A 23,837-nucleotide genomic window follows, 5' to 3' on the forward strand; every position below is an offset into this window, starting at 1 on the left:
CCCCCTCAGAGCCCGTGCCGGGAGATCACCTCCTGGTACCAGCGGGCACTCGCCTTCGGTGAGCGTCGCTGGGTCAGGTAGTCGACGTGGACGATCCCGAACCGTTTCCGATAGCCCTCGGCCCACTCGAAGTTGTCCAGCAACGACCATACGAGATAGCCGCGTAGGTCCACCCCGCGGGCGATGGCCTCGTGCGCAGCGCGTAGGTGCCCGTCGAGGTAGGCGATCCGGTCGGTGTCCACCACCCCGCTGACTCCGTCCGCCTCCGGTTGGTCAAGGCTGGCCGGAGGCGCGGCGCGGTCCGGGAAGGCCGCCCCGTTTTCAGTGATCATCAACGGCACGCCCGGGTAGTCGGTGGCGAGGCGTTCCAGCAGCCGGGTGAGCCCGGCCGGCTCGATCATCCAGCCCATATCGGTCAGCGGTCCGGCGGGTGACAGGAACTCCACCGCCCCGTCGGTGCCCGGAAACGCCCCACCGCCGCCGGCACCGTCCGGCTTACCTGCGACGTAGAGGGGGGCGTAGTAGTTGACGCCAAGCAGGTCGATCGGGGTGGCGATCACGTTCTCGTCGCCGTCCCGGATGAACGTCGGCGGCACGAATCGGGCGACGTGCTCCAGCACATCCGCCGGGTACGCGGCCCGGAACAGCGGGTCCAAGAAGATCCGATTGTGAAGCCGGTCAACCAGGCGTACGGCGGCGGCATCGGCGGCGCTGTCCGGGTCGGCGGGGCGGACATCGGCCGGGTTGAGCGTGATCCCGACGCTCCCCGCGCCGGCCGCGTGCAGCGCCCGGGCCGCCAGGCCGTGCCCGAGCAGCAGGTGGTGCACGGCGGTGAAGGCGGCTCCCGGGTCCGCGACCCCGGGGGCGTGTACCCCGTTGCCGTAGCCCAGGTACGCCGAGCACCACGGTTCGTTGAGTGTGGTCCAGGATTTCACCCGGTCTCCGAGCCGACCGTGGACGGCGGCGCCGTACCCGGCGAAGTGCTCCGCGGTCTCCCGGGCAGCCCAACCGCCTCGATCCTGCAGGGTCTGCGGTAGGTCCCAGTGGTAGAGGGTGACCATCGGGTCGATCCCCCGGGCCAGCAGGGCGTTCACCAATCGGTCGTAGAAGTCCAGCCCGCGCGGGTTGACCGGGCCGGTGCCGTCCGGCTGGACCCGGGGCCAGGACACCGAGAACCGGTACGTCTGGATCCCCAGCCCTGCCATCAGCTCCACGTCGTCGGCGTACCGGTGGTAGTGGTCGCAGGCGACGTCACCGGTGTGACCCTGGTAGACCTTGCCCGGCGTACGGCTGAAGGTGTCCCAGATCGACGGCCCCCGGCCGTCTTCGTGGGCCGCGCCCTCGATCTGGTAGGCAGCTGTGGCCGTGCCCCAGCGGAAGTTCTCCGGAAAACGAAGCGTGCTCACCGGTTGTCTCCTCGCGCTCGCTGGGTGCCCTTTTCCGTTCGCGACTGTGGGGCTCGCAGGATCGGCTCACTCCTCGCGCTCGCTGGGTGCCTTTCTCCGTTCGCGACTGTGGGGCTCGCAGGATCGGCTCACTCCTCGCGCTCACTCACTGGTGCCTCCTTGTCGCGCAGCGTCTCCCGATGCTTCACCCAATGTCAAGAGAGCGCTCTCCTCGCTCACTTCGGTGGTGTGGGGCGGGTGGGGCGCCGGGGCTGCTCGTGGGTGAGCAGCTCCCGGCCGGGCGGGGGCAGGATGCGGCCGGGCGGCGTCAGCCGGTCCGGAGGCCAGCCAGGAGGGCGCGCTCGCCCGTCACCGCCAGGGTGTCGAAGCTGACGCGTCCCCAGAGCGCGAGCAGCAGATCGCTGGCGGTGCCGACGACCTGGACCCGAGCATGATGATCATGGTCGTCGAAGATGGTGTCGGTGTCCAGCAGGGCAACCCCGTCACCGCGCAACCGCAGGAACCACTCCTGCCCGGCATCGGAGGCCGACAGGTGTACCACTCCGTGCCACTGGCCATGATCCGGACGTCGTCCGGCCGGCAGGCAGGTGTCGAGCACCTCGCTCACCCCGTCGGCTGCCAGCTTCGTCTCGATCGGGTCGCCCGCGCCGATGGAGAGCTGGGCGTCCCAGCGGTGCAGCGCCGTCTCGTGTGCGATCCGGCGAGGCCAGAAGCCGGCCTTCTTCGGCTGCGGCGCCCAGTTCCACGCCGGTGCCTCCGGATCCAGCGCGTCGAAACGCACCATCAGCTCGTCGTACGCCTGCTGCCACAGCTGGAGGTCGGTCTCGCCTGGATTGGGCTCCACAAGCTCGGAGTGAAGGGACGGCGGGGTGACGGTATTCGTCGACACGTTCCCGTGCACCCAGCGGTAGACGCTCGCCAGGTGCCGGGTCAGGTCGGTCACCGTCCAGCCGGGACAGGAGAGCACCGGGGTGTCGGCGGGCGCTTCGGCGATCGCCGCGGCGAAGGCCGGCCCCTCCACCCGCAGCGCCCCGATCCAGAAGTCCTTCGTGCCGTGCAGTTTGTTCATCGCCATCCTCCCGGGGGTGACCGGGCCACCAGTGGGTGCCGCGGCTACCCCTCAGCTTAGGGTGATGGGCGTGACAGAGGTTCCCCAGTCGACATCGGGCATTCAACCCGACACTGAGTGTAATTTGTCGCGATACACGACGCTGCGTCTCGGTGGTTGGGCTACCCGCGTGGTCACCGCCACCAGCGCGGATGACCTCGTCCGAGGGGTACGGGAGGCGGGGGAGCGCGGCGAGCAGGTCCTGGTCCTCGCCGGAGGTAGCAACGTGGTGATCAGCGATGCGGGCTTCCCGGGGACGGTGGTGTTGGTCCGCTCCCGGGGCCTGCGGGTCGTCGACACCGACACTGACACCGTCACGGTGCGGGTCGAGGCCGGTGAGCCCTGGGACGACCTGGTCGCCCACACCGTGGCCAGCGGGTGGTCCGGCCTGGAGTGCCTGTCCGGGATACCCGGCTCCACCGGCGCGACGCCGATCCAGAACGTCGGCGCGTACGGGCAGGATGTCGCCGAGACCATAACCGGAGTGCAGGTGTACGACCGGGTGGCCGGCACCACCGGTCGGATCGAGGCCCGCGACTGCGGGTTCAGCTACCGGTCCAGCATCTTCAAATACAGCGACCGGTGGGTGGTGTTGTCGGTCGACTTCCGTCTCGCCCGGTCGCCGCTGTCCGGCCCGGTCCGCTACGCGGAACTCGCTCGGGCGCTCGACGTGGCGGTCGGTGACCGGGTGCCACTGGTGAAGGCTCGCGACGCCGTGCTGCGGCTGCGCGCCGGCAAGGGAATGGTGCTCGACCCCACCGACCCGGACACCTGGTCGGTCGGCTCGTTCTTCACCAATCCGGTGCTGGATCAGGCCGGGTACGAGCGGCTACGGGAGCGGGCCGCCGAGCTCGGTGAGCCGCCGTCCTGGCCCGGTGCCGACGGCACGGTGAAGGTCAGCGCTGCCTGGCTGATCGACAAGGCCGGCTTCGGCAAGGGCCATCCGGGCCCAGAAGGCGTCGTCACCATCTCCACCAAACACACCCTGGCGCTGACCCACCGTTCCGGCACCGCCCGGACCGAGGACCTGGTGCGCCTGGCCCGCGAGATTCGTCACGGAGTACAAGCCCGTTTCGACGTGACTCTGCATCCCGAACCCGTCCTGATCAACTGTGCCCTCTGACCCGTCGGGTCAGCGGGGAGCCACCGCCGCCCAGTCGACGGTGACCAGGCCCTGGCGCCAGCGGCGGGGTTGGTACGCCAGCGGCCAGCCCTCGTCGCGGACGGCGGTCACCGTACGCAGCCAGCGGTGGCGGGGGCCGAAGGGGGCGTAGGGGGCCGCCGCCCGCCAGGCACCCTCCAGGGCCTGGAGTAGGGCATGGATTGGCTCCCCCTCGACGTTGCGGTGGATCAGGGCCTTGGGGAGCCGTTCGGCGAGCCGGGCGGGGTGGTCCATGGTGGCCAGCCGTGCGCCCAGGGTCAGCGTGCGGGGGCCGTCCTCGTCGATCAGCACCCACCCGCCGAGTCGCCCCAACTCGTCGCAGGTCCCCTCGACCAGCAGGCCACCCGGAGCGAGCGCGCCGGTCATCGTCGCCCAGGCGCCCGCCACCTCGCCTTCGTCGTACTGGCGTAGCACGTTGAAGGCACGAACCAGGGCGGGGCGGAGGCCGGCCAGCTCGAAGCCGCCCCGGGCGAAGGTGAGCCGGGGTGGGTCGGCGACCGGCTGTGCGGCGGCGACGCGGACCGGGTCGATCTCCAGCCCGACCACGCGTACGTCGGGGCGGACCGCGTGTGCCAAACGGGAGCGCAACTCGACGGCGGTGACCCCGGTGGCGCCGTAGCCCAGGTCCACGACGAGCGGATCCGCTGCCGCACGCAAGGCATCCCCGCAGGTCACGGCCATCCAGTTGTCCACCCGGCGCAGCCGGTTGGGGTTCGTCGTCCCGCGCGTCGCGACGCCGAGCGGGCGTCGTGCCGGCACCGCCGTCACCCGGCTCAACCGACCCGGTGGACCTTGTGCTGCGCGGCCTGCGCCAACGGGCGGACCACCAGCCGGTCGACGTTCACGTGCTGGGGGCGGGTCGCGCACCAGGCGACACAGTCCGCCACGTCGTCGGCGACCAGCGGCTCGGACACCCCGGCGTAGACGGCGTCCGCCCGGTCGGCGTCCCCGTCGAAGCGGACCAGCGAGAACTCCTCGGTCCGCACCATCCCGGGGTCGATCTCGACGACCCGAACCGGCCGGCCGCACAACTCCAGCCGTAGGGTGCCCGCGACCGCAGTCTGCGCGTGCTTGGCGGCGGCGTAGCCACCCCCGCCTTCGTACACGGTGAAACCAGCGGTCGACGACACGACGACGATCGTGCCGGCCCCGGAGGAGACCAACGCCGGCAGGAGCGCCTGGGTGACCCGCAGCGTGCCCAGCACGTTCACGTCGTACATCCACTGCCAGTCACCGACCGCGCCGGTCTCCACCGGGTCCAGGCCGCGTGCTCCCCCGGCGTTGTTGACCAGCAGGGTGACCGGACCGGGCGCGGCCGCCGCCGCGGCGGCGAGGCGGGCCACCGACTCGTCCGAGGTCACGTCGCAGCTGACCGCGGTGGCCGACCCGCCGCTGGTTTCGACCTCCTCGACCAGGTCGGCGAGGCGGTCGGTGCGCCGGGCGGCGGCCAGCACGTGGAACCCTTCGGCGGCGAGTCGGCGGACGGTGGCCGCCCCGATCCCGCTGGATGCTCCGGTGACGACAGCGACGGAAGTCATCCGCCCATTCTGACCTCGAGCTCGAGGGCGGGGGCGATGAGGTCCGTCACGCGCGGGGACGGCCGTGAGGAATTACCGATCCCCGATCGGGAAGATGACACCTGGCGTGGAGGTTGACCGAGAAGCGCCGGTCGTGCGGGCGGCAACCGTGGCAGAAGGAGCGGACGTGGCGGAACAGCACACCGGTGTCGGTCATCAGCGAGGTGCCCGTCCGTGGCCCCTGCCCCGCCGTATCGCGACCCTCTCCGTGCACACCTCGCCGCTGCACCAGCCTGGCACCGGTGACGCCGGCGGGATGAATGTCTACATTCTGGAGGTCGCCCGGCGATTGGCCGAGGCGAACGTCGAGGTCGAGATCTTCACCCGGGCGACCGCGGCCGACCTACCGCCGGTGGTCGAGATGGTGCCGGGTGTGCACGTCCGGCACATCATGTCCGGCCCGTTGGGTGGGCTGACCAAGGAGGAACTGCCCGGCCAGCTCTGCGCGTTCACCGCGGGGGTGCTTCGGGCCGAGGCCGTCCGGGCCGCGGGGCACTACGACCTCATCCACTCGCACTACTGGCTCTCCGGGCAGGTCGGCTGGCTGGCCAAGGAGCGTTGGGGGGTTCCGCTGGTGCACACCGCGCACACCCTCGCCAAGGTCAAGAATGCGCAACTCGCCGCCGGGGACCGGCCGGAGCCCAAGGCTCGGGTGATCGGCGAGGAGCAGGTGGTGGCGGAGGCCGACCGCCTGGTCGCCAACACCAAGACCGAGGCCGGTGACCTGATCGACCGGTACGATGCCGACCCGACCCGGGTTGAGGTGGTCGAACCGGGGGTGGATCTGGCCCGGTTCTGCCCTGCCTCCGGTGATCGCGCGCGGGCGCAGGTCCTCGCCCGTCGTCGGCTGGACCTGCCCGAGCGCGGCTACGTGGTGGCGTTCGTCGGCCGGATCCAGCCGCTCAAGGCACCCGACGTGCTGATCCGTGCGGCGGCGGCGTTGCGCCAACGGGATCCGGCCCTCGCCGATGACATGACGGTGGTGGTCTGCGGTGGCCCCAGCGGTAGCGGGCTCGAGCGGCCGACCCACCTGATCGAGCTGGCCGCCGCGTTGGGCATCACCGATCGGGTCCGGTTCCTGCCGCCGCAGACCGGCGACGACCTGCCCGCCCTGTATCGGGCGGCCGACCTGGTGGCGGTCCCGTCCTACAACGAGAGCTTCGGGCTGGTGGCGTTGGAGGCGCAGGCCTGCGGTACGCCGGTGGTGGCGGCCGCGGTCGGCGGCTTGAACACCGCGGTACGCGACGAGGTCAGCGGGGTCCTCGTGGATGGCCACGACCCGGTCGCATGGGCCCGTTCGCTGGGCCGCCTGCTGCCGGACGCCGGCCGGCGCGCGATGTTGGCCCGGGGCGCGCAACGCCACGCCCGCAACTTCTCCTGGGATCGGACGGTGAAAGACCTGTTGGATGTCTACGGCGAGGCGGTCGCCGAGCACCGAACCCGATTGTCTGACTTCGCCACCTGCTCTCGGTGAGTCCCCAGCGCCGATCGCCACCGCCGGCAGCGACGGAGACGGGACCGGCGAGGGGCGCGGCTGGCCGGGAGCGGTCGTAGAGTGGGGCGGTGAACGGGAGAAGCGAGCTCGGGGCGTTGATCGAGTCGGTCTGCGCGGAGCGGGACCTGGCCTGGGAGTCCACCGGCCCGAACTCGTACGCGGTGACCCTGCCGGGCACCCACAAGTTGCGGACGATCTGCAACCTGATCATCGGCGAGTACGCGCTGCGGGTCGAGGCGTTCGTGATGCGCCAGCCCGACGAGCGCCGCGAGGAGCTGTGGGCGTGGCTGCTGCAGCGCAACGCTCGGATGTATGGGGTGTCGTTCTCCATCGACGCGGTCGGTGACGTCTACCTGACCGGGCGGGTGAATTCGGCGGGGGTGGACGCCGACGAGCTGGATCGGCTCTTCGGGTCGGTGCTCACGTACGCCGACGAGTCCTTCGACAGGATGCTGGAGATCGGCTTCGGTAGTTCGATCCGGCGGGAGTGGGAGTGGCGGGTCAAGCGCGGCGAGTCGACCGCCAATCTCGCGGCCTTCGCCCATCTGGTCGAGTCGGCTGACGGTGAGGCCGGGCCGGCGGCCGGGAAGCCCGCTGCCGGGAACCCGGCCGCCGCCCCGGGGGGTTCGACGCTGTCCTGACGGGTACCCCGTGGGGGTGCGGTGCGGTACTGGGCCGGCCGCGCGCCGAGGACGGACTGGCGGAGGAGCGTTCCATGGCTCAGCGAAGCAGCGCAGGCCGCGGTGGTACGGCGACCCGGACCGGACGCGGGGCAGGAAATCAGACCCAGGGCACGCCGCAGGTGTCCGAGGCCACGATCTCCCGGATGCGGGTGGACGAGATCCGTGGGCAGTTGCGCCAGCACGGTGTCTCCGGCACCTCCGCGCTGCGTAAGCCGGAGCTGGTGCGGACGCTGGTGAAGACCTTGCGGGCGGAACGCCGATCGAGCGGGGCGAAGGGGCCCGGCCGCCGGGCGGCGTCCAGCGGGCGGTCGGCGGGTGGCACGGCGGTGCGCACCGGGCCGCGTACCTCCCGGTCGGTGCGGTCCTCGCAGGTCATCGCTGCCCCGACCGATCGGCCGGAGCGTCCGGGTCGGAGCCTGGTCACCACGAACCACGAGGTGATCCGGCGGTGGGCGCGGCAGCGTAACGCGAAACCGGCGACGATCAGGGGCACCGAGCGGGATGGCCGGGCCGGGGTGCTCACCTTCAACATGCCGGGGTATCGGGAGAGCTCCCGTGTGCGCGAAATCACATGGGTCGAGTGGTTTCGAACTTTTGACCTGCGGAAGCTGAACCTGATCTATCAAGAGCGGTTGCGCGATGGCCGAATCAGCAACTTTTTCCGTACCGAGTCACCCGATCGGGAGGACGGTTGAGTTGTTTGCCGGAGTTGCCGGCGGGTAGTCCGCTGGTGGCCGGGCGGCGGACCGGACCGCGGGACAGCCGGTTTGTGACCGGCGAGACAGCCGGTCAATTTGAATCCGCATTCCGGGCGAACTAACTTTATTGCACCGTGCGGCGCTCGGTTCCGTTCGGGGGAGCGGAGGATCAAACAGATCCGAGCATCGAGTGTGGCGCGGGGACGGGTGGAGCAACACCGTTGGGGGACGGTGTCCACCCGTTGACCGGCGGCGTGAGCGGGCGTCGCTTACGGGGGTGAGTGTCGCCCGCCGCCGCCGGTCGTACGCGCCGAAACGCCCATCGCGACGATCTCGCGATGGGCGTTTCGCGTACTCCGGTGGTCGTGACGTGCCGCGGATCTCCGCATGGACTACGGCAGCCGGTGCGGTCAGCGGGCCTCGCCGGCCGGCGCTCCCGCGGCGTTCTCCGTCGGCGGTGACCCGGGCGACGTGACCAGGGAGGCCTCGCCGGCCTCGGTGGCGCGCTGCTGCCCGACCGGGGTCGGCGGTGCCGGTTGGTTGACCGCCCGCAGCGCGGCGGCCCGGCGCTCCCGCGTCGGCCCGGAGATCAGGTGCGCCACCGCCACCAGCCCGCCGATCAGGGCACAGCCCATCCAGAGTGTGGCGTTGCCGGCTCCCTCCCGGACGAGCCCCCCGAGCACCGGCGCCGCGGCGCCGGCGATCTGCCAGGAGAGCGAGAAGACCCCCTGGTAGCGACCGCGCAGCTCATTCGGGGAGAGTTCGGCGATCAGGGTGGCGTTGGACGGCGAGTTGAGCATCTCGCCGATGGTCCAGATCAGGACGGTCAGACCGTAGAACCAGGCGGTCTCGGCGAACGCGGTCAGCCCGAACCCGCACCCGAGCACCACCGCCGACAGCGCCAACACGTGGGACCGGCTACGACCCTTGATCAACCGTGGTACGAAGAGCTGGCCCACCACGATCAACACACCGTTGAGTGCGATCACCGAGCCGTAGGTGGCCGGGCTCAGCCCCGAGTCGCCCATGGCGATCGGCAGCATCGAGATGTGCTGGAGGAAGACCAACGCGGCGAAGAGGTTCAACGTCACGAACCCGAGGTAGACCCGGTCGGACAGGATGGCGCGTAGCGCGCCGGTCTGGGCCTTCGGCCCGCCGGCGGTGGCGACCACTGGTTGGTGGGTCTCGCTGACCTTGAAGAAGATGATCAGCGCGGTGATCAGGGTGGTGACCGCGTTAACCACGAAGAGCAGCAGGTAACCGGCCTCGGTCGCGAACCCCGCGAGGACCGCGGCGCAGGCGAAGCCGAGATTGATCGCCCAATAGTTCAGGCTGAAGGCGCGCAGCCGGTCCTTCGCCGGCACGACATCGATCATCATCGCGCCGAAGGCGGGTCGGGCGGCCTCGGCGAAGAGTCCGAGCAGGAGGGCGCCGAGTGCGATCAACCAGAGGTCCCGGGCGAAGCCGAGGGCGAGCATCAAGCTCGCGGCGCCGAGGTGCGCGGTCAACAGCGTGGGCCGGCGGCCCCACCGGTCCGCGAGCGTGCCACCGACGGTGGTGCCCACCGCGCCGCCGACCCCCCACAGCCCCAGGACCAGGCCGGCCTGGGCGGCGGAGAAGTCCCGCTCCTGGGTGAGGTAGATGGCGATGAAGATGAGGATGAACGAGCCGAGCCGGTTGATCAGGGTGCCGGTCCACAGATACCAGAAGGTGCGGGGAAGACCGCCGGCCGTATCGTGTAGCCAACCTTGCATGGTCCGCACTCGGCGCCCCGCTTCCGTAATGAACGGCATCGTCTAAGCGCCTTACAACCTAGTGGCGGGCGATGGTCTGGTCACCGGAATTCCCGGTGGTGGTCGTCACCCCTTCGCACGTGACAGGTTCCTCGGTGGGGCAGGATGGCCGGCATGACTGCTAGTGAGGGGCCCACCATCGGGACGCTGGTCCTGTTACGACACGGTGAGAGCGACTGGAACGCCAAGAACCTCTTCACCGGCTGGGTCGACGTGGACCTGACCGGCAAGGGCGAGACCGAGGCGCGTCGTGGCGGTGAGCTGCTGCGTGAGCACAACCTGCTGCCGGACGTGGTACACACCAGCCTGCTTCGCCGGGCGATCCGTACTGCGGAGCTGGCGTTGGACGCCGCCGAACGACACTGGATCGCGGTGCGTCGGTCGTGGCGGCTCAACGAGCGTCACTACGGCGCCCTGCAGGGCAAGAACAAGAAGCAGACGCTCGACGAGTACGGCGAGGAGCAGTTCATGCTCTGGCGTCGCTCGTACGACACGCCGCCGCCGCCGATCGCGGACGACGACGAGTGGTCGCAGGTCGGTGACCCGCGCTACCGGTTGCTGCCGACCGAGCTGATGCCGCGGACGGAGTGCCTGAAGGACGTCGTCGATCGGATGCTGCCGTACTGGTACGACTCGATCGTGCCGGACATCCTGGCCGGCCGGACGGTGCTGGTCGCCGCGCACGGCAACTCGCTGCGCGCCCTGGTCAAGCATCTGGACCAGATCAGCGACGAGGCGATCGCGAAGCTGAACATCCCGACCGGGATCCCGCTGCGGTACGACCTCGACCCGCAGCTGCGTCCGATGACGCTCGGCGGCACCTACCTGGACCCGGCGGCGGCGCGGGATGCCGCCGCAGCGGTAGCGAACCAGGGTCGCTGACCCGGCGGGCCGAGCGGTCCCGACGGCACCGGCCGTCGGCAGGGAACGCCCTGGTGAACGAGGTCGGACGGGGTCGTGAACTTCCGCGAAAGTGAGGATGCTTCGTCCGGCTCTGTTCGGATGCTGGGTTAACCAGGACCTACGATCGCTCGGTGGAGTGGGTAGTGGTGGTCGCGGTGGCCGTGGGACTGGCGGTCGGCGTGCTGCTGGCCTGGCTCGTCCTGACGCGGCGAGCTGGATCGACCTTGATGGGGAGCCACCAGTCCGGCTCCCCCCGGCCCAGGGGGAGGCCCGCGATAGCCGACGGTCCGCAGTCCGGCCTTGGTCGCCGGACGATCGACTCCCTCCGGGTCGGCGTCGTGGTCCTCGCCGACGACGACGGGCCCGTCCTGGTCAACCCGGCAGCCCGCGCGATGGGGCTGCTCCGCGCTGGCGGCGCACCGGGTACGGTCACCGCCCATCCGTTGATCCGGACGCTCGCGGGGCAGGTGCGGCGGACCGGCGTACGTCGAGAGATCCAGCTGGACCTGCCCCGGGGGGACGACAGCGTCGCCGCGGAGAATCCGCTCGGCGTGCATCTGCGGGCGGTTGGTCTCGGCGGCGGCCATGTCGCCGTGGAAGCCGTGGATGTGACCGAGTCGCACCGGCTGGCCCGGGTCCGGCGAGACTTCGTGGCCAACGTGAGTCACGAGCTGAAGACCCCCATCGGGGCGCTCCAACTCCTCGCCGAAGCGTTGCTGGACGCGACCGAGCCGGCCGACGAGGAGCAGCCGGACCTCTCCGAGGACCTGGTCGCCACTCGACGGTTCGCCGAACGGATCCGGCACGAGTCGACCCGGCTGGGTCGGTTGGTGCAGGAGTTGCTGGAGCTGACCCGGCTTCAGGGCGCCGACCCGCAGCCCGCGCCGGAGCCGGTCGCCGTGGACTGGGTGGTCGGCGAGGTGGTGGATCGGACCCGGACCGGTGCCAGCGCCCGCCGGATCGACGTGGTGGTTGACGGCGAGCGGGGACTGACCGTGTACGGCAGTGACACCCAGTTGGCCACCGCCGTGTCGAACCTGGTCGAGAATGCCATCAACTACTCGGGTGAGGACACCACCGTCCGGATCACCGCCCGGCACGACGATGAACACGTCACGATCGCCGTTACCGACCAGGGCATCGGGATCGGCCCGCGCGAAGTGGACCGGATCTTCGAGCGTTTCTACCGGGCCGACCAGGCGCGATCCCGCGCGACCGGCGGCACCGGTCTCGGGCTCGCCATCGTCAAGCACATCGCCAGCAACCACGGCGGACGGGTGGAGGTCGCGAGTACTCCTGACGAGGGCTCGACGTTCACCCTCCGACTCCCCGCCCGCGCCCCGGACGACCCTTTGGTGATACCGCCCTCGGCTGAGATCGAGGCCGAACCGGCCGAGTCCCAGCAGACGTGACAGTGAAAGGAAGCCTCTGTTGAGCCGCGTTCTGGTGGTCGAGGACGAGGAGTCGTTCTCCGATGCCCTGTCGTACATGCTCCGTAAGGAGGGCTTCGAGGTCTCGGTGGCCGCGACTGGCCCCTCCGCCCTCACCGAGTTCGACCGGACCGGTGCCGACATCGTGCTGCTCGACCTGATGCTGCCCGAGATGTCTGGCAGCGAGGTGTGTCGGCAGCTCCGGCAGCGGTCGCACGTGCCGATCATCATGGTCACCGCTCGGGACAGCGAGATCGACAAGGTGGTCGGGTTGGAGATCGGAGCCGACGACTACGTGACGAAGCCGTACTCGCCGCGGGAACTCGTCGCCCGGATCCGTGCGGTGCTGCGCCGCAAGAGCGTCGAGACGGTGGAGTCGGGTGCGGCGACGTTGGCCGCGGGCCCGGTTCGGATGGACATCGAGCGGCACGTGGTCACGGTCGACGGCGGCCCGGTGCAGCTGCCGCTGAAGGAGTTCGAGCTGCTGGAGTTGTTGCTGCGCAACGCCGGCCGGGTACTCACCCGGGGCCAGCTGATCGATCGGGTCTGGGGGGCCGACTACGTGGGCGACACGAAAACCCTCGACGTACACGTCAAGCGGCTGCGTTCCAAGGTCGAGCCGGAACCATCCACCCCCCGCCACATCGTCACCGTGCGGGGCCTGGGGTACAAGTTCGAGCCGTGATCTGACGACCCGTACGGCTCGCGGGCCGTGCTGTCCGCCGCGGCGCCGGACGGCCTCGCGCGGCCCGGCCTGCCCCCTGCGTGGTCAGTCCGGGTCGGCCGGGTGCGGGGCGACCAGCCCGTGGCGGGCGCGGGCGGCACACAACGCGGCCAGTTCGGCGTACGCGGGTGCACCGATCAGGGCGGTCAGCTCCGGGGCGTACGAGACGTACATCCGTTCGGCCGCCACATGGGCGTCCCGGGACGAGGTGCACCACCAGTCCAGGTCGTGCCCGCCGGCGCCCCAGCCGCGACGGTCGAACTCCCCGAGCGTGGACAGCAGAACCTTGGTGCCGTCCGGGCGCTGGACCCACTCCTGTTCACGGCGGATCGGCAACTGCCAGCAGACATCCGGCTTGTACTCCAGCGGGTGGGCGCCGTCGCGGAGCGCCTGGGCGTGCAGGGCGCAGCCGGCCCCGCCGGGAAAGCCGGCGTCGTTGAGGAAGACGCAGGGGCCGTCGGGCCGGGTGGCCGTCCGTCGGGCGGGCGTCTTCTCGTCAACCGTGTCGGTCTCGGTCCAGTTGTTGAAGCCCCGCCGGTGGTGCTGCCAGGTTTCCGGGGTCAGCCGTCGGACCGCCGATCGAACCCGCTGTTCGTCGTCGGAGTCGGTGAAGAACGCGCCGTGTGAGCAGCAGCCGTCGGCGGGGCGGTCGGCGCTGATGCCGTGACAGCCGCGCCCGTAGACGCAGGTCCACCGGGACAGCAGCCAGGTCAGGTCGGCCCGGATCAGGTGGGTGTCGTCGGCCGGGTCGCCGAACTCGATCCACTCCCGGGGGAAGTCCAGCGGGACCTCCCGGCCGCGTGGATCGTCTGGGTCGTCCGGCCGGGTACGGAGCTCGATCTGCCCTCTCACCTGACCAGCGTACGCGCCAGCGGATGGCAAGCCCGGTGCGTCGCGGGCGGGTGTTGCCTCTAGGGTTTGCCTCATGCGGCTGGGCGTCCTTGATGTGGGTTCCAATACGGTGCACCTGCTGGTGGTGGACGCTCACCGGGGCGCGCACCCCTGGCCGGCGCACTCCGAGAAGGCGGTGCTGCGACTGGCCGAACAGATCGGCCCGGATGGCGCGCTCACCCCCGCCGGCGCGGATTCCCTGGTGCGGGCGGTCGCGTCCGCGAAGGAGTCCGCGTTCGGGCTGGGCACCGACAACCTGATCGCGTTCGCCACCTCCGCAGTACGGGACGCCACCAACTCGGTGGCGGTGTTGGCCCGGGTCCAGGCGGAGACCGGGGTCAGACTGGAGGTCCTCACCGGTGCCGACGAGGCCCGGATGACCTTCCTCGCGGTGCGCCGCTGGTTCGGCTGGTCGGCCGGGCGGCTGCTGGTGCTCGACATCGGTGGAGGCTCGCTGGAGATCGCGGCGGGCATCGACGAGGATCCGGACGCCGCGGTGTCGTTGCCGCTGGGCGCTGGCCGGCTCACCCGCCACCATCTCCAGGTCGCCGCGGGCAGTACGTCCCCGCCGGGGGCCGAGCAGGTGGAGAAGCTGCGGGCGTACGTGGACGGCCAGCTTGACGCGGTGGCCGGGGGGCTGAACAAGGTGGGCTGGGAGCGTCCGGTCGCCACCTCGAAGACCTTCCGGACCCTGGCCCGCCTCGCCGGGGCGGCCCCCTCCGGGGCGGGCGTCTGGGCCCGACGCCGGCTTACCCGGGCCGGACTGCGGCAGGTGCTCGGGTTCATCCGGCACATTCCCCCGGCGCAGCTCGTCGAGCTGGACGGGGTCAGCGTCGGTCGGGCGCATCAGCTGTTGGCCGGTGCGGTGGTCGCCGAGGCGGCGATGCGCCGGCTGGACATCGGCACCCTGGAGGTCTGCCCGTGGGCGTTGCGGGAGGGGGTGATCCTGCGCCGGCTTGATCAGCTCGTGTCGATGTAACGTGCCCCGGAGGCAGTGGTATTTGCCGGCACTCATCCTGAAGATCCCCATCGGTGCCGGCTACTCTCGATGCTGTGCCCCGAGTTCCGGTTCTCCTGTCCACCTCGTCGGTCTTCCCCGAGCGGACCGCAGCGGCGTTTCAGCTGGCTGCCACGCTCGGCTACGACGGCGTCGAGGTGATGGTCTGGACCGACGCCGTCAGCCAGGATGCTGGCGCGCTCGCCGGACTCGCCAAGCACTACGGCGTGCCGGTGCTCTCCGTGCACGCCCCATGTCTACTGGTTACCCAGCGGGTGTGGAGCGCCGACCCGTGGGAGCGGTTGCGCCGTTCCGGTCAGCTGGCCGAGGCGCTGGGCGCGCCGACCGTGGTGGTGCACCCGCCATTCACCTGGCAGCGGGACTACGCCCGTAACTTCGCCGAGGGCCTGGATGAGGTCACCGGGCAGTTCGGTGGCATCAGTTTCCCGGTCGAGAACATGTATCCGGTGCGGATGGCGGGGCGGCAGTTCGTTCCGTACGCCCCGGGGTGGGACCCCACCACGACGGGATACCCCTCCTACACCCTTGACCTGTCGCACTGCGCGGCGTCCCACACCGACGCGCTGGAGTTGGCCGACCGAATGGGCGCCGGTCTGACCCACGTTCACCTGGGCGATGGCACCGGTGAGGGGCGCGACGAGCATCTCGTCCCCGGGCGGGGGACCCAGCCCTGCGCCGAGCTGCTGCGCTCGCTCGCCGGCCGGGGCTTCACCGGCTCGGTGGCGGTGGAGGTGTCAACCCGGCGGGCGAAGAGCCGCGCGGTCCGGGAAGCGGACCTGCGGGCAGCGTTGGCCTTCGCCCGCCAGCACCTCGACCCCCCGGCCGCCGCGACCAACGCCGGGCCGGACCCAGTGCGGCGGGGCGGCCGGGAAGCCGAAGAGTTAGACAGCGGAGCACCCCGCCGGCCGCCGGCGTTCAGCTGACCACGGTCAGGTTGTCGGCCCCGGTGGGCTGCGCCGCCACCGCGACCCGGTCGCGGATCGCGGCCCGCTTGCGGGCCCGGTGCGCCGCCACGTGAGAGCGGGTGGCGCAGCGCTCCGAGCAGAACCGTCGGCAGCAGTTCGACGAGGTGTCCAGGTAGACGTTGCCGCACCGCTCGTCCGCACAGACCCCGAACCGGGCGCTGCCGTATTCACAGAGCCACACCGACAGTCCCCAGACCGCGCCGGCCAGGTACTCCGCGCTCACCGAGGCGCCGCGGCTGGTGACGTGCATGTGCCAGTCACTGGAGTCGTGCCCGGAGATGCGCGGCTGCACCGGGTACGCTTCCAACAGCACATTCAGCTCGGCGACCGCTTGGACGTCTCGCCCGGACGTGCCGTACTCGAAGACATCGCGAAGTCGCTTCTGCGCCCGTCGAAAGATCGTGAGATCTCGCTCCGACACTTCGTCCCGCATCCACGAAACGTCGTCGGGAAAGAGCGAACGGAGGGCGTCGAGGTCGTCCAGCCGGACATTGATCAGATCAACTCCGGTCCGGGCGTACGCGTCGAAGTTCACGTCACCCACGGTAGACGACTTCCGGGGCATGCGGCGTGTCGATGTAGTGCGATGTGACCACACCGCCGTTTTGCCGCTCTGAGCGCTACTCTCAGCCCATGCTTCGTACCGTCATTCTCGCTGCGGCCCGGTCATCGCGGTGCGAGCGGCTCGTCGCGACAGCCCCGTTAACTCGGAACATGGTGCGCCGGTTCGTCGCCGGCCCCCGGACCGAGGACGCGTTGCGAGTCACCCGCGCCCTCGTCGACGACGGGCTCACGGTCACCCTCGACAACCTCGGTGAGGACACGGTCACACCCGAGCAGGCCAGCGCCGTTCGCGACGAGTACCTCGGCCTGCTGGAGTCGCTCGCCGCCGACGGGCTCACCCCGGCCGCCGAGGTGAGTGTCAAGCTCTCCGCGCTCGGGCAGACCTTTGACGAGCAGCTTGCCTACGACAACGCCCGGGCGATCTGCGCGGCGGCCGAGGCCTCCGGCACCACGGTCACCCTCGACATGGAGGACCACACCACCACCGACTCGACTCTGGATATCCTCGTCAAGCTGCGGGCGGACCATCCGTCCACGGGCGCGGTTCTGCAGGCGTACCTGCGTCGAACCGAGTCCGACTGCCGGCAGTTGGCCGGCGCCGGTTCCCGGGTCCGGCTCTGCAAGGGCGCGTACCGGGAGCCCGAATCGGTGGCCTACCAGTCAGCTCGGGACGTAGACCGGTCCTACGTACGCTGCCTGACCATTCTGATGGCTGGGGCCGGCTACCCGATGCTCGCCACTCACGACCCCCGCCTGATCGCGATCGGCGAGGACCGGGCCCGCTGGTTCGACCGGGGGCCGGACCAGTTCGAGTTCCAGATGCTCTACGGCATCCGCTCAGCCGATCAGGCCCGCCTGATCGGCGACGGATACACCGTGCGCACGTACGTCCCGTACGGCAACGAGTGGTTCGGCTATCTCATGCGTCGCCTGGCCGAACGCCCCGCCAATCTGGGGTTTTTCGCCCACGCCCTGATGGGTCGGTAGTCGCGGCGCTGGTCGCGGTCGTGATCTACCGGTGTCGGGCCCCGGTGAGCGCCCTGACACACTGGTGCCCGCTCCCAGCACGGAGCCCCGATCCGCGTCCGGACGCGGACCGGGGCGCTCGTCCGGTGGCACCGGTGGCGCCACCGGCGCCACCGGGCACCGTGGGGATCGAGCAGGGCCGGCGGCGGGCCCACCAGCTCCGCTGGTGTGAATCAGGATGGTTTGTCCGAAGGGATCGCGCCGGTCACATCGGCCCCGCTACCGTACTGGTAACACGCGCGTCGCTGGTCCGGCGGAAGCCCCGTCGGGATAGCACGCGCCGGGCATGGGATGGGTCGGTGGGCCATGGCCGGGTCGCGGTCCGACGGTCAGCTGTCGGAGGTCAGGTTCCTCACCGTCGCCGAGGTGGCGACGGTCATGCGGGTGTCGAAGATGACGGTCTACCGCCTGGTGCACGGCGGCGAGCTCGGCGCGGTCCGGGTCGGCCGGTCGTTTCGCGTCCCCGAGCACTCGGTGCACGAGTACCTACGCGGTGCCTTTCAAGAAACCGCCTGAACCTCCGTCTGCGGGTGTGAACCGACCGTGGTGACCGGCATCGAGGGGCCGCGTTGGTCCTGCTGATGCTTCCCGGCTACCCTGGACCCGACCGTGACCACAGATGCGCTCCGCCGCCCGTCCCGCAGGTCCGGTCCGTTGTCCGCAAGCGGACGCCGGTGTCATCCGGTCCGCCCCGCACATTGCATCGAAAGGCTGTCGTATGGGCTCGGTGGTCAAGAAGCGCCGCAAGCGCATGGCTAAGAAGAAGCACCGCAAGCTGCTGCGCAAGACCCGCGTCCAGCGTCGCCGTCTCGGCAAGTGATCCGGTGCCGGGCTGGTCCCGGCACCGTCATCACTTGCCAGCTGTCGACCCTCGGAGGCTTAGGTGATCAGGCCGCGGATGTTCCGGCTCGATCTCGCCTGCCGGGGACGGTGTGCGGCATGACCCCCGGTGGCCCCTCCGGTGCCCCGGGGGTTGTCGTCGTGACCGGCGTCAGTCGCTACCTCGGTGCCCACGTCGCCGCGCGGCTCGCCGCCGACCCGCGGGTCGGGCGGGTCATCGGAGTCGACCCACCGGAGGCGGGTGGCGAGCTCACCGACCTGCTCAACGGGGTCGAGCGGGTCCGGGCGGATGCGGGTTCGATCGGTGGCCTCCTCGCCGACCTTGACGTTGATGCCGTGGTGCACCTGGCCCTGGTCAGTGCCCCCGACCCGCAGCACGGGGGCCGCGCGGCCATGAAGGACCAGAACGTCATCGGCACGATGCAGCTGCTCGCCGCCGCGCAGCATGCGCCCCGGCTACGCAAGCTCGTCGTCCGCTCCTCGACCGCCGCGTACGGCGCGTCCTTCCGCGACCCGGCTGTCTTCACCGAGGAGACCGAGCCGCGTGAGGTACCGCGCGGTGGCTTCGGCCGGGACATCCTGGACATCGAGGGGTACGTGCGGGGTTTTCGCCGCCGCCGCCCCGATGTAACCGCCACCGTGCTGCGGTTCGCGCCGTTCATCGGCTCGACCGCGGACACCACGCTCACCCGCTACTTCGCCCAACCCCTGGTGCCCACCGTGTTCGGCCGCGACCCGCGGCTACAGTTCCTGCACTTCGAGGACGCGCTGGAGGTGTTGCACCGGTCGATCGTGCTGGATCATCCCGGCACCTACAACGTCGCCGGTCCCGGGGTGCTGGCGCTCTCCCAGGCCATTCGGCGGGCCGGCCGGGTCGCGGTGCCGGTGCTGGAGCCGGGCCTGTCCGGGGCGGCTGCGTTGGCCCGCACGCTCGGCTTCGGCCGCTACGGGTTGGACCAGGTCGACCTCTTCGTGCACGGTCGGGTCGTGGACACCGATCGGCTCGAGCGGGAGTTCGGCTTCACCCCACGCTCGACTGCAGCCGCCTTCGACGACTTCATCCGCGCCCACCGCAACGGCATCGTGGTCACCCGGGAGCGGCTCGCCGCCGCCGAGCAGCTGGTGCTCGACGGGGTCCGGCAGGTTCGCTCCGCCGCCGCTCGGGAGCGGTCGTGAGCGGCGGGGCGGTCTTCGAGCAGCCCGGGGATCACTGGGACCGGAAGGTGGCGAGCGGGCTGGCGTTCCTGCGCGGACGCCTCGCCGGCGACTACGAGGTCGACGAGTTCGGCTTCGACCCGCAGCTCACCGAATCCGTCTTCCACCCGCTGCTGCGACTGCTCTACCGAGACTGGTTCCGCACCGAGGTCACCGGGCTGGAGCATGTGCCCGACGTGGGGGCTGGCCTTGTGGTGGCCAACCACTCCGGCACCGTGGCCCTGGACGCGCTGATTCTCTCGGCGGTGCTCCACGATCGGCACCCCCGGCACCGGTTTCTCCGGCTGCTCGGCGCGGACCTCGTCTTCCGGATGCCGGTGGTGTCGGCGGTGGCCCGCAAGGGTGGCGGCACGGTCGCCTGCAACCCGGACGCCGAGCGGCTGCTCGAATCCGGTGAGTTGGTCAGCGTCTTCCCTGAGGGCTTCAAGGGCGTCGGCAAGCTGTACGCGGAGCGCTACAAGCTACAACGATTCGGACGGGGTGGCTTCGTCTCCGCGGCGTTGCGTACGGGTACCCCGATCGTGCCGGTGGCGATAGTCGGGGGCGAGGAGACCTACCCGATGCTCGCCGACGTGAAGCCTCTCGCGCGGCTGCTGAAGCTGCCGTACTTCCCCGTCACGCCGACCTTCCCCTGGCTCGGCCCGCTGGGCATGGTGCCGCTGCCGAGCAAGTGGATGATCGAGTTCTGCCCGCCGATCGCCACCGAGCACCTGACCGACTCGGCCGATGACCCGCTGGTCGTGTTCAACCTCGCCGACCAGGTGCGGGAGACCATTCAGCAGACCCTGCACCGGCTGCTGGAGCGGCGGCCGGACCCGTTCGGCCCCTGACCAGGGGCGCCCCCGTGGCGAGCCCACGGGCGGGCAAATCCGGTTGCGATCGACCGGTGCCTTCGTACGGTGTTCGTTGTGCGGAGAGTCGTCGAGGCGGTGGTGCCAGCTCGGTTGGGCAACGGGTTCCGTTGGTTGCTGGCGTCGTCGTGGGCGACGAACCTGAGCGACGGGATCGCGGTGGCGGCCGGGCCGCTGCTGGTGGCGTCGCTGACCGCCAACCCGCTCCTGGTCGCGCTGGCGGCCCTGCTGCGCTGGGCGCCGCCGCTGGTGTTCGGGCTCTGGGCCGGCGTGCTCTCCGATCGACTCGACCGGCGGCGCATCGTGCTGGTGGCGAACGCGGTTCGAGTCGGCGCCCTGGGCGTGCTGGTCGGGGTGTTGGTGACCGGCCGGGTGTCGGTGCCGGTGGTGCTGCTGACGCTGGCGCTGCTCGCCACCGCCGAGGTGTTCGTGGACAACACGACGGGGACGCTGACGCCGATGCTGGTGCGTCGGGAGGACCTGGCGATCGCCAACGCCCGCGTCCTGGCCGGCCTCATTACGCTGAACAAACTGACCGGCCCGGCGATCGGGGCCGTACTCTTCGCGGCCGGTCGGTCCTGGCCGTTCGCCACCAACACCATTCTCATCGCGGCCGGGCTGCTGCTGGTGTCCCGGGTGTCGCTGCCGCCACGGGAGCGGGAATCGACGGGCCACCCCCGTGATCTGCGCAGCGACATCGCGGCCGGGTTCCGCTGGACCGTCCGCCATCCGGCCGTTCGGACGCTGTGCCTGACCGCCCTGGTCTTCAACATCACCTACGGCGCCGCCTGGTCCATCCTGGTGCTCTACGCCGGTGCGCGGCTCGGCCTCGGCGCCGTCGGCTTCGGCCTGCTCAGCACGGCGACGGCGGCCGGCGGGCTGCTCGCCACCGTCGGATACGGCTGGCTCTCCCGCCGGGTGAGCCTCGGCGACATCATGCGGGCCGGGCTGATCATCGAGACCCTCACCCACCTCGGTCTCGCCGTCACCACCTCGCCCTGGGTCGCCGCTGCCATCCTCTTCGTCTTCGGGGCGCACGCGTTCACCTGGGGCACCACCGCGCTGACGATCCGGCATCGGGCGGTTCCGACCCACCTCCAAGGCCGAGTCGCCAGCGTCTACACAATGAGCGGGTACGGTGGGCTGGTCGTCGGCGCGGCGCTCGGCGGCCCGCTGGTCACCCTCCTCGGAACAACCGGTCCATTCTGGTTCGCCTTCGCCGGATCGGCGCTGCTCGTCGGGGTGTTGTGGCGCCGGTTCGCCCACATCGCCCACACCGACGACCCGGCGCCAACCCCGGCTCCGGCCGGAGCAACAGCCGGCTGACGGCGGCGTGCGTGCGGTGGCGGCGAGCTCACATCCGGAGGGACGAGCGGCGGCGGTGCCGCGCCAGCCCCGCGGTGACCGCTCCGGCGACCAGTCCGACGGCGGCGGTTGACGGGACGGCGATCTTCACGGCCCGACGCCCGGTACGGAAGTCCCGTACCTCCCATCCGCGTCGGCGAGCCTCCCGCGCCAGCGCGGCGTCCGGGTTGACGGCGACCCCGCGGCCGGCCGCGGCGAGCATCGGCAGGTCGTTGGAGGAGTCGCTGTAGGCGGTGCAGCGGGACAGGTCCAGCCCTTCCGCCGCGGCGAGTCGGGTCACCGCCTCCGCCTTCGCGGGCCCGTGCATCAGGTCACCGACCAGCCGTCCGGTGTACGCGCCGTTGACCACCTCGGCCACCGTTCCGATGGCACCGGTGAGCCCCAGCCGGGCGGCGATCACCCGGCCGATCTCGACCGGGGCGGCGCTGACCAGCCAGACCCGTTGCCCGGCGTCGAGGTGTCCCTGGGCGAGTTGCCGGGCTCCGGCCCAGATCCGGGGCGCCATCAGCTCGTCGAAGATCTCCTCGGCGAGGCGCTCCACGTCGTTCACCTGCCAGCCCTCGACGAACGCGAGCGCGGCCTCCTTGATCTGCGACATGTCGCCGACATGCTCGGTGGCGAGCACCCGGAACCGCAGCTGTTGCCAGGCGAATCGAAGGAGGTCGCTGGTGGTGACGTAGTTGCGCGCGGCGAGTCCGCGGGCGAACCAGTAGATCGATGCTCCCTGCATCATGGTGTTGTCCACGTCGAAGAAGGCGGCCGCGGCCCGATCTGGTGGCGGGGCCGGTGCGTCGCCGGCCGAGCTGCCTCCGGAGATGTGACTGCGGGTGTCGGTGTTGACCGGCACCTTTCGGCTGGCCACTCGCTCCCCCTCCGTACGACCGGCGCACCGTGCGCCACCTGGCGAGGGTAGCCGGGTGACCCACCGAGGTGGGCATGCAACCGGGCAATCGACCCAGGTGTGCGGCGGGCCGGGGCGGTCGTGGCTCCTGGCGGGAACGGGGTCGGTCCGCCTCCGGGGACGTCAGCGGTTGGTGGGGCAGCTCGTCGGAGTGGGACCGAGTGCGTCGCTGCCGCTCGGCGCGGGCAGGCCACAGACGATGGCGGCGCGCAGCGCGTCCGAGCGCAGATGGGCATCGTCGAGGAGCGTGAGGGAACGTTGGGTGCGGTCGCGGTCGGCACGGTTCCCGCTGTCCAGGAGCCCACTGACCGCGGTACGTTGCGCGGCGACGAAGGTGTTGACCACGTCGAGCGCCGTCAGGTCGGAGCCCTGCACCGCGGCGGTGGTGAGCAGGCGTACGCCGTGGCGGGTGTCGGCGTCCATGTCGTCCAGGACTCCGCTGTAGCCGATCCGGTCGCCGCGTAGCTGGGCGGCCTCGCTCAGGCGGGTCCGCGCGAAGTCCAGGAAGAGCTGCCCACGACTGTGATCCGAGCCGGTCAACACGAGCTGCGCGCGTTCGGTCGAACGCTTCATCCCGTACAGGGCGTCGCCCGGTACCGCGTTCTCACTGGCTGCGGAGATGCCGGAGACGGCGACGGCACCGGTCGCGATGCCGATCAGGATCGCCCCGCGGGCCCGGGCCCGCCGCGCGGTGACGGCGGGGAGGAGGAAGGAGCGGCTCGATGCCGGTCGGTGTTCCGTCCGGTCGGTGGTGGCCGCCGGGGTGGGCCGGCCGAGGCCCTCGCGTTCGGCGGTGGCCAGCAGCATCGCCCGTAGGCCGGTCCGGAACTCGGTACTGACCTCGACCGTCGGGGTGGCGTCACCGAGCTGCTGCCCGACTGCGACGAGTTCCGTGAGCTTTTCGTCGACCCGGGATCGGACGTGGTGTCGTCGGCCGCCGTTCGCTTCGTCGAGAAGTTGCGCGAAGCGCTCGGCGCGCCGACGGGAGAAGAAGAGGTCGCTGTTCACCGCTGGCACCTCCCTCGCTGGGCGCGGCCGGTCGGCCGCGATCGTCACCGGCGACCGGGACGGGCGGGCATCGCGGGAGGCTCGAGGCCGGCGGTGAGGCCGGACCCGAGAAACCCGGGGGACGCCGGGACTGCATCGGTCGCACCCGGATGAACGCGCCGCGCCGGGTCGGGGTTACGGGGCCGACGGCGGAGAAAGTACGGAAAGTAATCGA

24 protein-coding genes and 1 pseudogene are annotated in these 23,837 nt (G+C 70.9%); 16 read left to right on the forward strand and 9 right to left on the reverse strand.

The features are described from left to right. Window positions 1–5: 5 nt before the first annotated feature. A complete protein-coding gene (locus tag STROP_RS01645; RefSeq protein WP_011904246.1) occupies window positions 6–1,406 on the reverse strand; it encodes a GH1 family beta-glucosidase in 1,401 nt (466 codons plus the stop codon). Window positions 1,407–1,713: 307 nt separating this feature from the next. Then, window positions 1,714–2,475 carry a maleylpyruvate isomerase N-terminal domain-containing protein gene (locus STROP_RS01650; RefSeq protein WP_011904247.1) on the reverse strand — a complete coding sequence of 254 codons (762 nt, stop codon included), beginning with the start codon at window positions 2,473–2,475 and terminating at the stop codon, window positions 1,714–1,716. Window positions 2,476–2,539: 64 nt separating this feature from the next. Here STROP_RS01650 and STROP_RS01655 point away from each other — a divergent pair, with 64 nt between their 5' ends. After that, the gene (locus STROP_RS01655; RefSeq protein WP_028680532.1) at window positions 2,540–3,637 is read left to right on the forward strand and encodes a UDP-N-acetylmuramate dehydrogenase; all 1,098 of its coding nucleotides are present in this window, start codon (window positions 2,540–2,542) and stop codon (window positions 3,635–3,637) included. Window positions 3,638–3,646: 9 nt separating this feature from the next. Here the strand turns inward: STROP_RS01655 and STROP_RS01660 are convergent, their stop codons facing one another. Continuing rightward, window positions 3,647–4,444, reverse strand: coding sequence for a class I SAM-dependent methyltransferase (locus STROP_RS01660; RefSeq protein WP_026275221.1), 798 nt, complete (start codon window positions 4,442–4,444; stop codon window positions 3,647–3,649). A gap of 5 nt (window positions 4,445–4,449) precedes the next feature. Further along, a complete protein-coding gene (locus STROP_RS01665; protein WP_011904250.1) occupies window positions 4,450–5,214 on the reverse strand; it encodes an SDR family oxidoreductase in 765 nt (254 codons plus the stop codon). Between the two features lie 166 nt (window positions 5,215–5,380). Here STROP_RS01665 and mshA point away from each other — a divergent pair, with 166 nt between their 5' ends. From mshA to STROP_RS01680, 3 genes are all read left to right on the forward strand, one after another. After that, complete coding sequence (gene mshA / locus STROP_RS01670; protein ID WP_026275220.1) at window positions 5,381–6,727, forward strand: D-inositol-3-phosphate glycosyltransferase; 1,347 nt, start codon at window positions 5,381–5,383, stop codon at window positions 6,725–6,727. Window positions 6,728–6,816: 89 nt separating this feature from the next. Further along, window positions 6,817–7,389, forward strand: coding sequence for a type III secretion system chaperone family protein (locus STROP_RS01675; RefSeq protein ID WP_011904252.1), 573 nt, complete (start codon window positions 6,817–6,819; stop codon window positions 7,387–7,389). A 74-nt stretch (window positions 7,390–7,463) separates the two neighbouring features. Continuing rightward, entirely contained in the window at window positions 7,464–8,126 is a 663-nt protein-coding gene (locus STROP_RS01680) for a hypothetical protein (protein ID WP_011904253.1), read from the forward strand. A 413-nt stretch (window positions 8,127–8,539) separates the two neighbouring features. On the opposite strand, the gene STROP_RS01685 is transcribed toward STROP_RS01680, so the two are convergent. Next, entirely contained in the window at window positions 8,540–9,883 is a 1,344-nt protein-coding gene (locus tag STROP_RS01685; protein ID WP_230582370.1) for an MDR family MFS transporter, read from the reverse strand. Window positions 9,884–10,036: 153 nt separating this feature from the next. Between STROP_RS01685 and STROP_RS01690 the strand changes: the two genes are divergently transcribed. The 3 genes from STROP_RS01690 (at window position 10,037) to STROP_RS01700 (ending at window position 12,940) form a co-directional block, all read left to right on the forward strand. Further along, on the forward strand, window positions 10,037–10,804 hold the full coding sequence (locus STROP_RS01690) for a phosphoglyceromutase (protein ID WP_026275219.1): 768 nt from the start codon (window positions 10,037–10,039) through the stop codon (window positions 10,802–10,804). 152 nt (window positions 10,805–10,956) lie between these two features. Continuing rightward, window positions 10,957–12,237, forward strand: coding sequence for a sensor histidine kinase (locus STROP_RS01695; RefSeq protein WP_018830931.1), 1,281 nt, complete (start codon window positions 10,957–10,959; stop codon window positions 12,235–12,237). Between the two features lie 19 nt (window positions 12,238–12,256). Continuing rightward, window positions 12,257–12,940, forward strand: coding sequence for a response regulator transcription factor (locus tag STROP_RS01700; protein WP_011904257.1), 684 nt, complete (start codon window positions 12,257–12,259; stop codon window positions 12,938–12,940). 84 nt (window positions 12,941–13,024) lie between these two features. Here the strand turns inward: STROP_RS01700 and STROP_RS01705 are convergent, their stop codons facing one another. Next, the gene (locus STROP_RS01705) at window positions 13,025–13,831 is read right to left on the reverse strand and encodes a DUF3109 family protein (RefSeq protein WP_011904258.1); all 807 of its coding nucleotides are present in this window, start codon (window positions 13,829–13,831) and stop codon (window positions 13,025–13,027) included. A gap of 73 nt (window positions 13,832–13,904) precedes the next feature. Between STROP_RS01705 and STROP_RS01710 the strand changes: the two genes are divergently transcribed. Both STROP_RS01710 and STROP_RS01715 read left to right on the forward strand, forming a co-directional pair. Further along, entirely contained in the window at window positions 13,905–14,849 is a 945-nt protein-coding gene (locus STROP_RS01710) for a Ppx/GppA phosphatase family protein (protein WP_011904259.1), read from the forward strand. A 74-nt stretch (window positions 14,850–14,923) separates the two neighbouring features. Beyond that, on the forward strand, window positions 14,924–15,811 hold the full coding sequence (locus STROP_RS01715; RefSeq protein ID WP_187151567.1) for a sugar phosphate isomerase/epimerase family protein: 888 nt from the start codon (window positions 14,924–14,926) through the stop codon (window positions 15,809–15,811). Here the strand turns inward: STROP_RS01715 and STROP_RS01720 are convergent. Beyond that, window positions 15,804–16,388, reverse strand: coding sequence for a CGNR zinc finger domain-containing protein (locus STROP_RS01720; RefSeq protein ID WP_026275218.1), 585 nt, complete (start codon window positions 16,386–16,388; stop codon window positions 15,804–15,806). The genes STROP_RS01715 and STROP_RS01720 overlap by 8 nt on opposite strands. A gap of 98 nt (window positions 16,389–16,486) precedes the next feature. Here STROP_RS01720 and STROP_RS01725 point away from each other — a divergent pair, with 98 nt between their 5' ends. The 7 genes and pseudogenes from STROP_RS01725 to STROP_RS01745 all read left to right on the forward strand — a co-directional run bounded on the left by STROP_RS01725 (window position 16,487) and on the right by STROP_RS01745 (window position 21,675). Beyond that, window positions 16,487–17,404, forward strand: coding sequence for a proline dehydrogenase family protein (locus STROP_RS01725; RefSeq protein WP_011904262.1), 918 nt, complete (start codon window positions 16,487–16,489; stop codon window positions 17,402–17,404). Between the two features lie 22 nt (window positions 17,405–17,426). Beyond that, window positions 17,427–17,615, forward strand: a pseudogene (locus STROP_RS23410) (ABC transporter ATP-binding protein); the annotation flags it as partial. Window positions 17,616–17,749: 134 nt separating this feature from the next. Beyond that, window positions 17,750–17,959 (forward strand): helix-turn-helix domain-containing protein, encoded by a 210-nt coding sequence (locus STROP_RS01730; protein WP_011904263.1) that lies wholly within the window; start codon window positions 17,750–17,752, stop codon window positions 17,957–17,959. 202 nt (window positions 17,960–18,161) lie between these two features. Next, window positions 18,162–18,263: a 30S ribosomal protein bS22 gene (locus STROP_RS23415; protein ID WP_007465623.1), complete on the forward strand. Its 102-nt coding sequence runs from the start codon at window positions 18,162–18,164 to the stop codon at window positions 18,261–18,263. A gap of 119 nt (window positions 18,264–18,382) precedes the next feature. Then, window positions 18,383–19,459, forward strand: a complete 1,077-nt coding sequence (locus tag STROP_RS01735; protein ID WP_011904264.1) for an NAD-dependent epimerase/dehydratase family protein — start codon at window positions 18,383–18,385, stop codon at window positions 19,457–19,459. After that, the gene (locus tag STROP_RS01740; RefSeq protein ID WP_011904265.1) at window positions 19,456–20,328 is read left to right on the forward strand and encodes a lysophospholipid acyltransferase family protein; all 873 of its coding nucleotides are present in this window, start codon (window positions 19,456–19,458) and stop codon (window positions 20,326–20,328) included. The genes STROP_RS01735 and STROP_RS01740 overlap by 4 nt, the downstream gene beginning before the upstream one ends. A 69-nt stretch (window positions 20,329–20,397) precedes the next feature. After that, window positions 20,398–21,675: an MFS transporter gene (locus STROP_RS01745; protein WP_011904266.1), complete on the forward strand. Its 1,278-nt coding sequence runs from the start codon at window positions 20,398–20,400 to the stop codon at window positions 21,673–21,675. Between the two features lie 28 nt (window positions 21,676–21,703). Here STROP_RS01745 and STROP_RS01750 read toward each other — a convergent pair whose 3' ends face one another. Together STROP_RS01750 and STROP_RS01755 are read right to left on the reverse strand one after the other, a co-directional pair. Continuing rightward, on the reverse strand, window positions 21,704–22,576 hold the full coding sequence (locus tag STROP_RS01750; RefSeq protein WP_011904267.1) for an HAD family hydrolase: 873 nt from the start codon (window positions 22,574–22,576) through the stop codon (window positions 21,704–21,706). 162 nt (window positions 22,577–22,738) lie between these two features. Further along, window positions 22,739–23,623, reverse strand: coding sequence for a DUF5667 domain-containing protein (locus STROP_RS01755; protein WP_011904268.1), 885 nt, complete (start codon window positions 23,621–23,623; stop codon window positions 22,739–22,741). Window positions 23,624–23,837 lie beyond the last annotated feature (214 nt).

The organism is Salinispora tropica CNB-440 (genome assembly GCF_000016425.1).
GTDB lineage: Bacteria > Actinomycetota > Actinomycetes > Mycobacteriales > Micromonosporaceae > Micromonospora > Micromonospora tropica.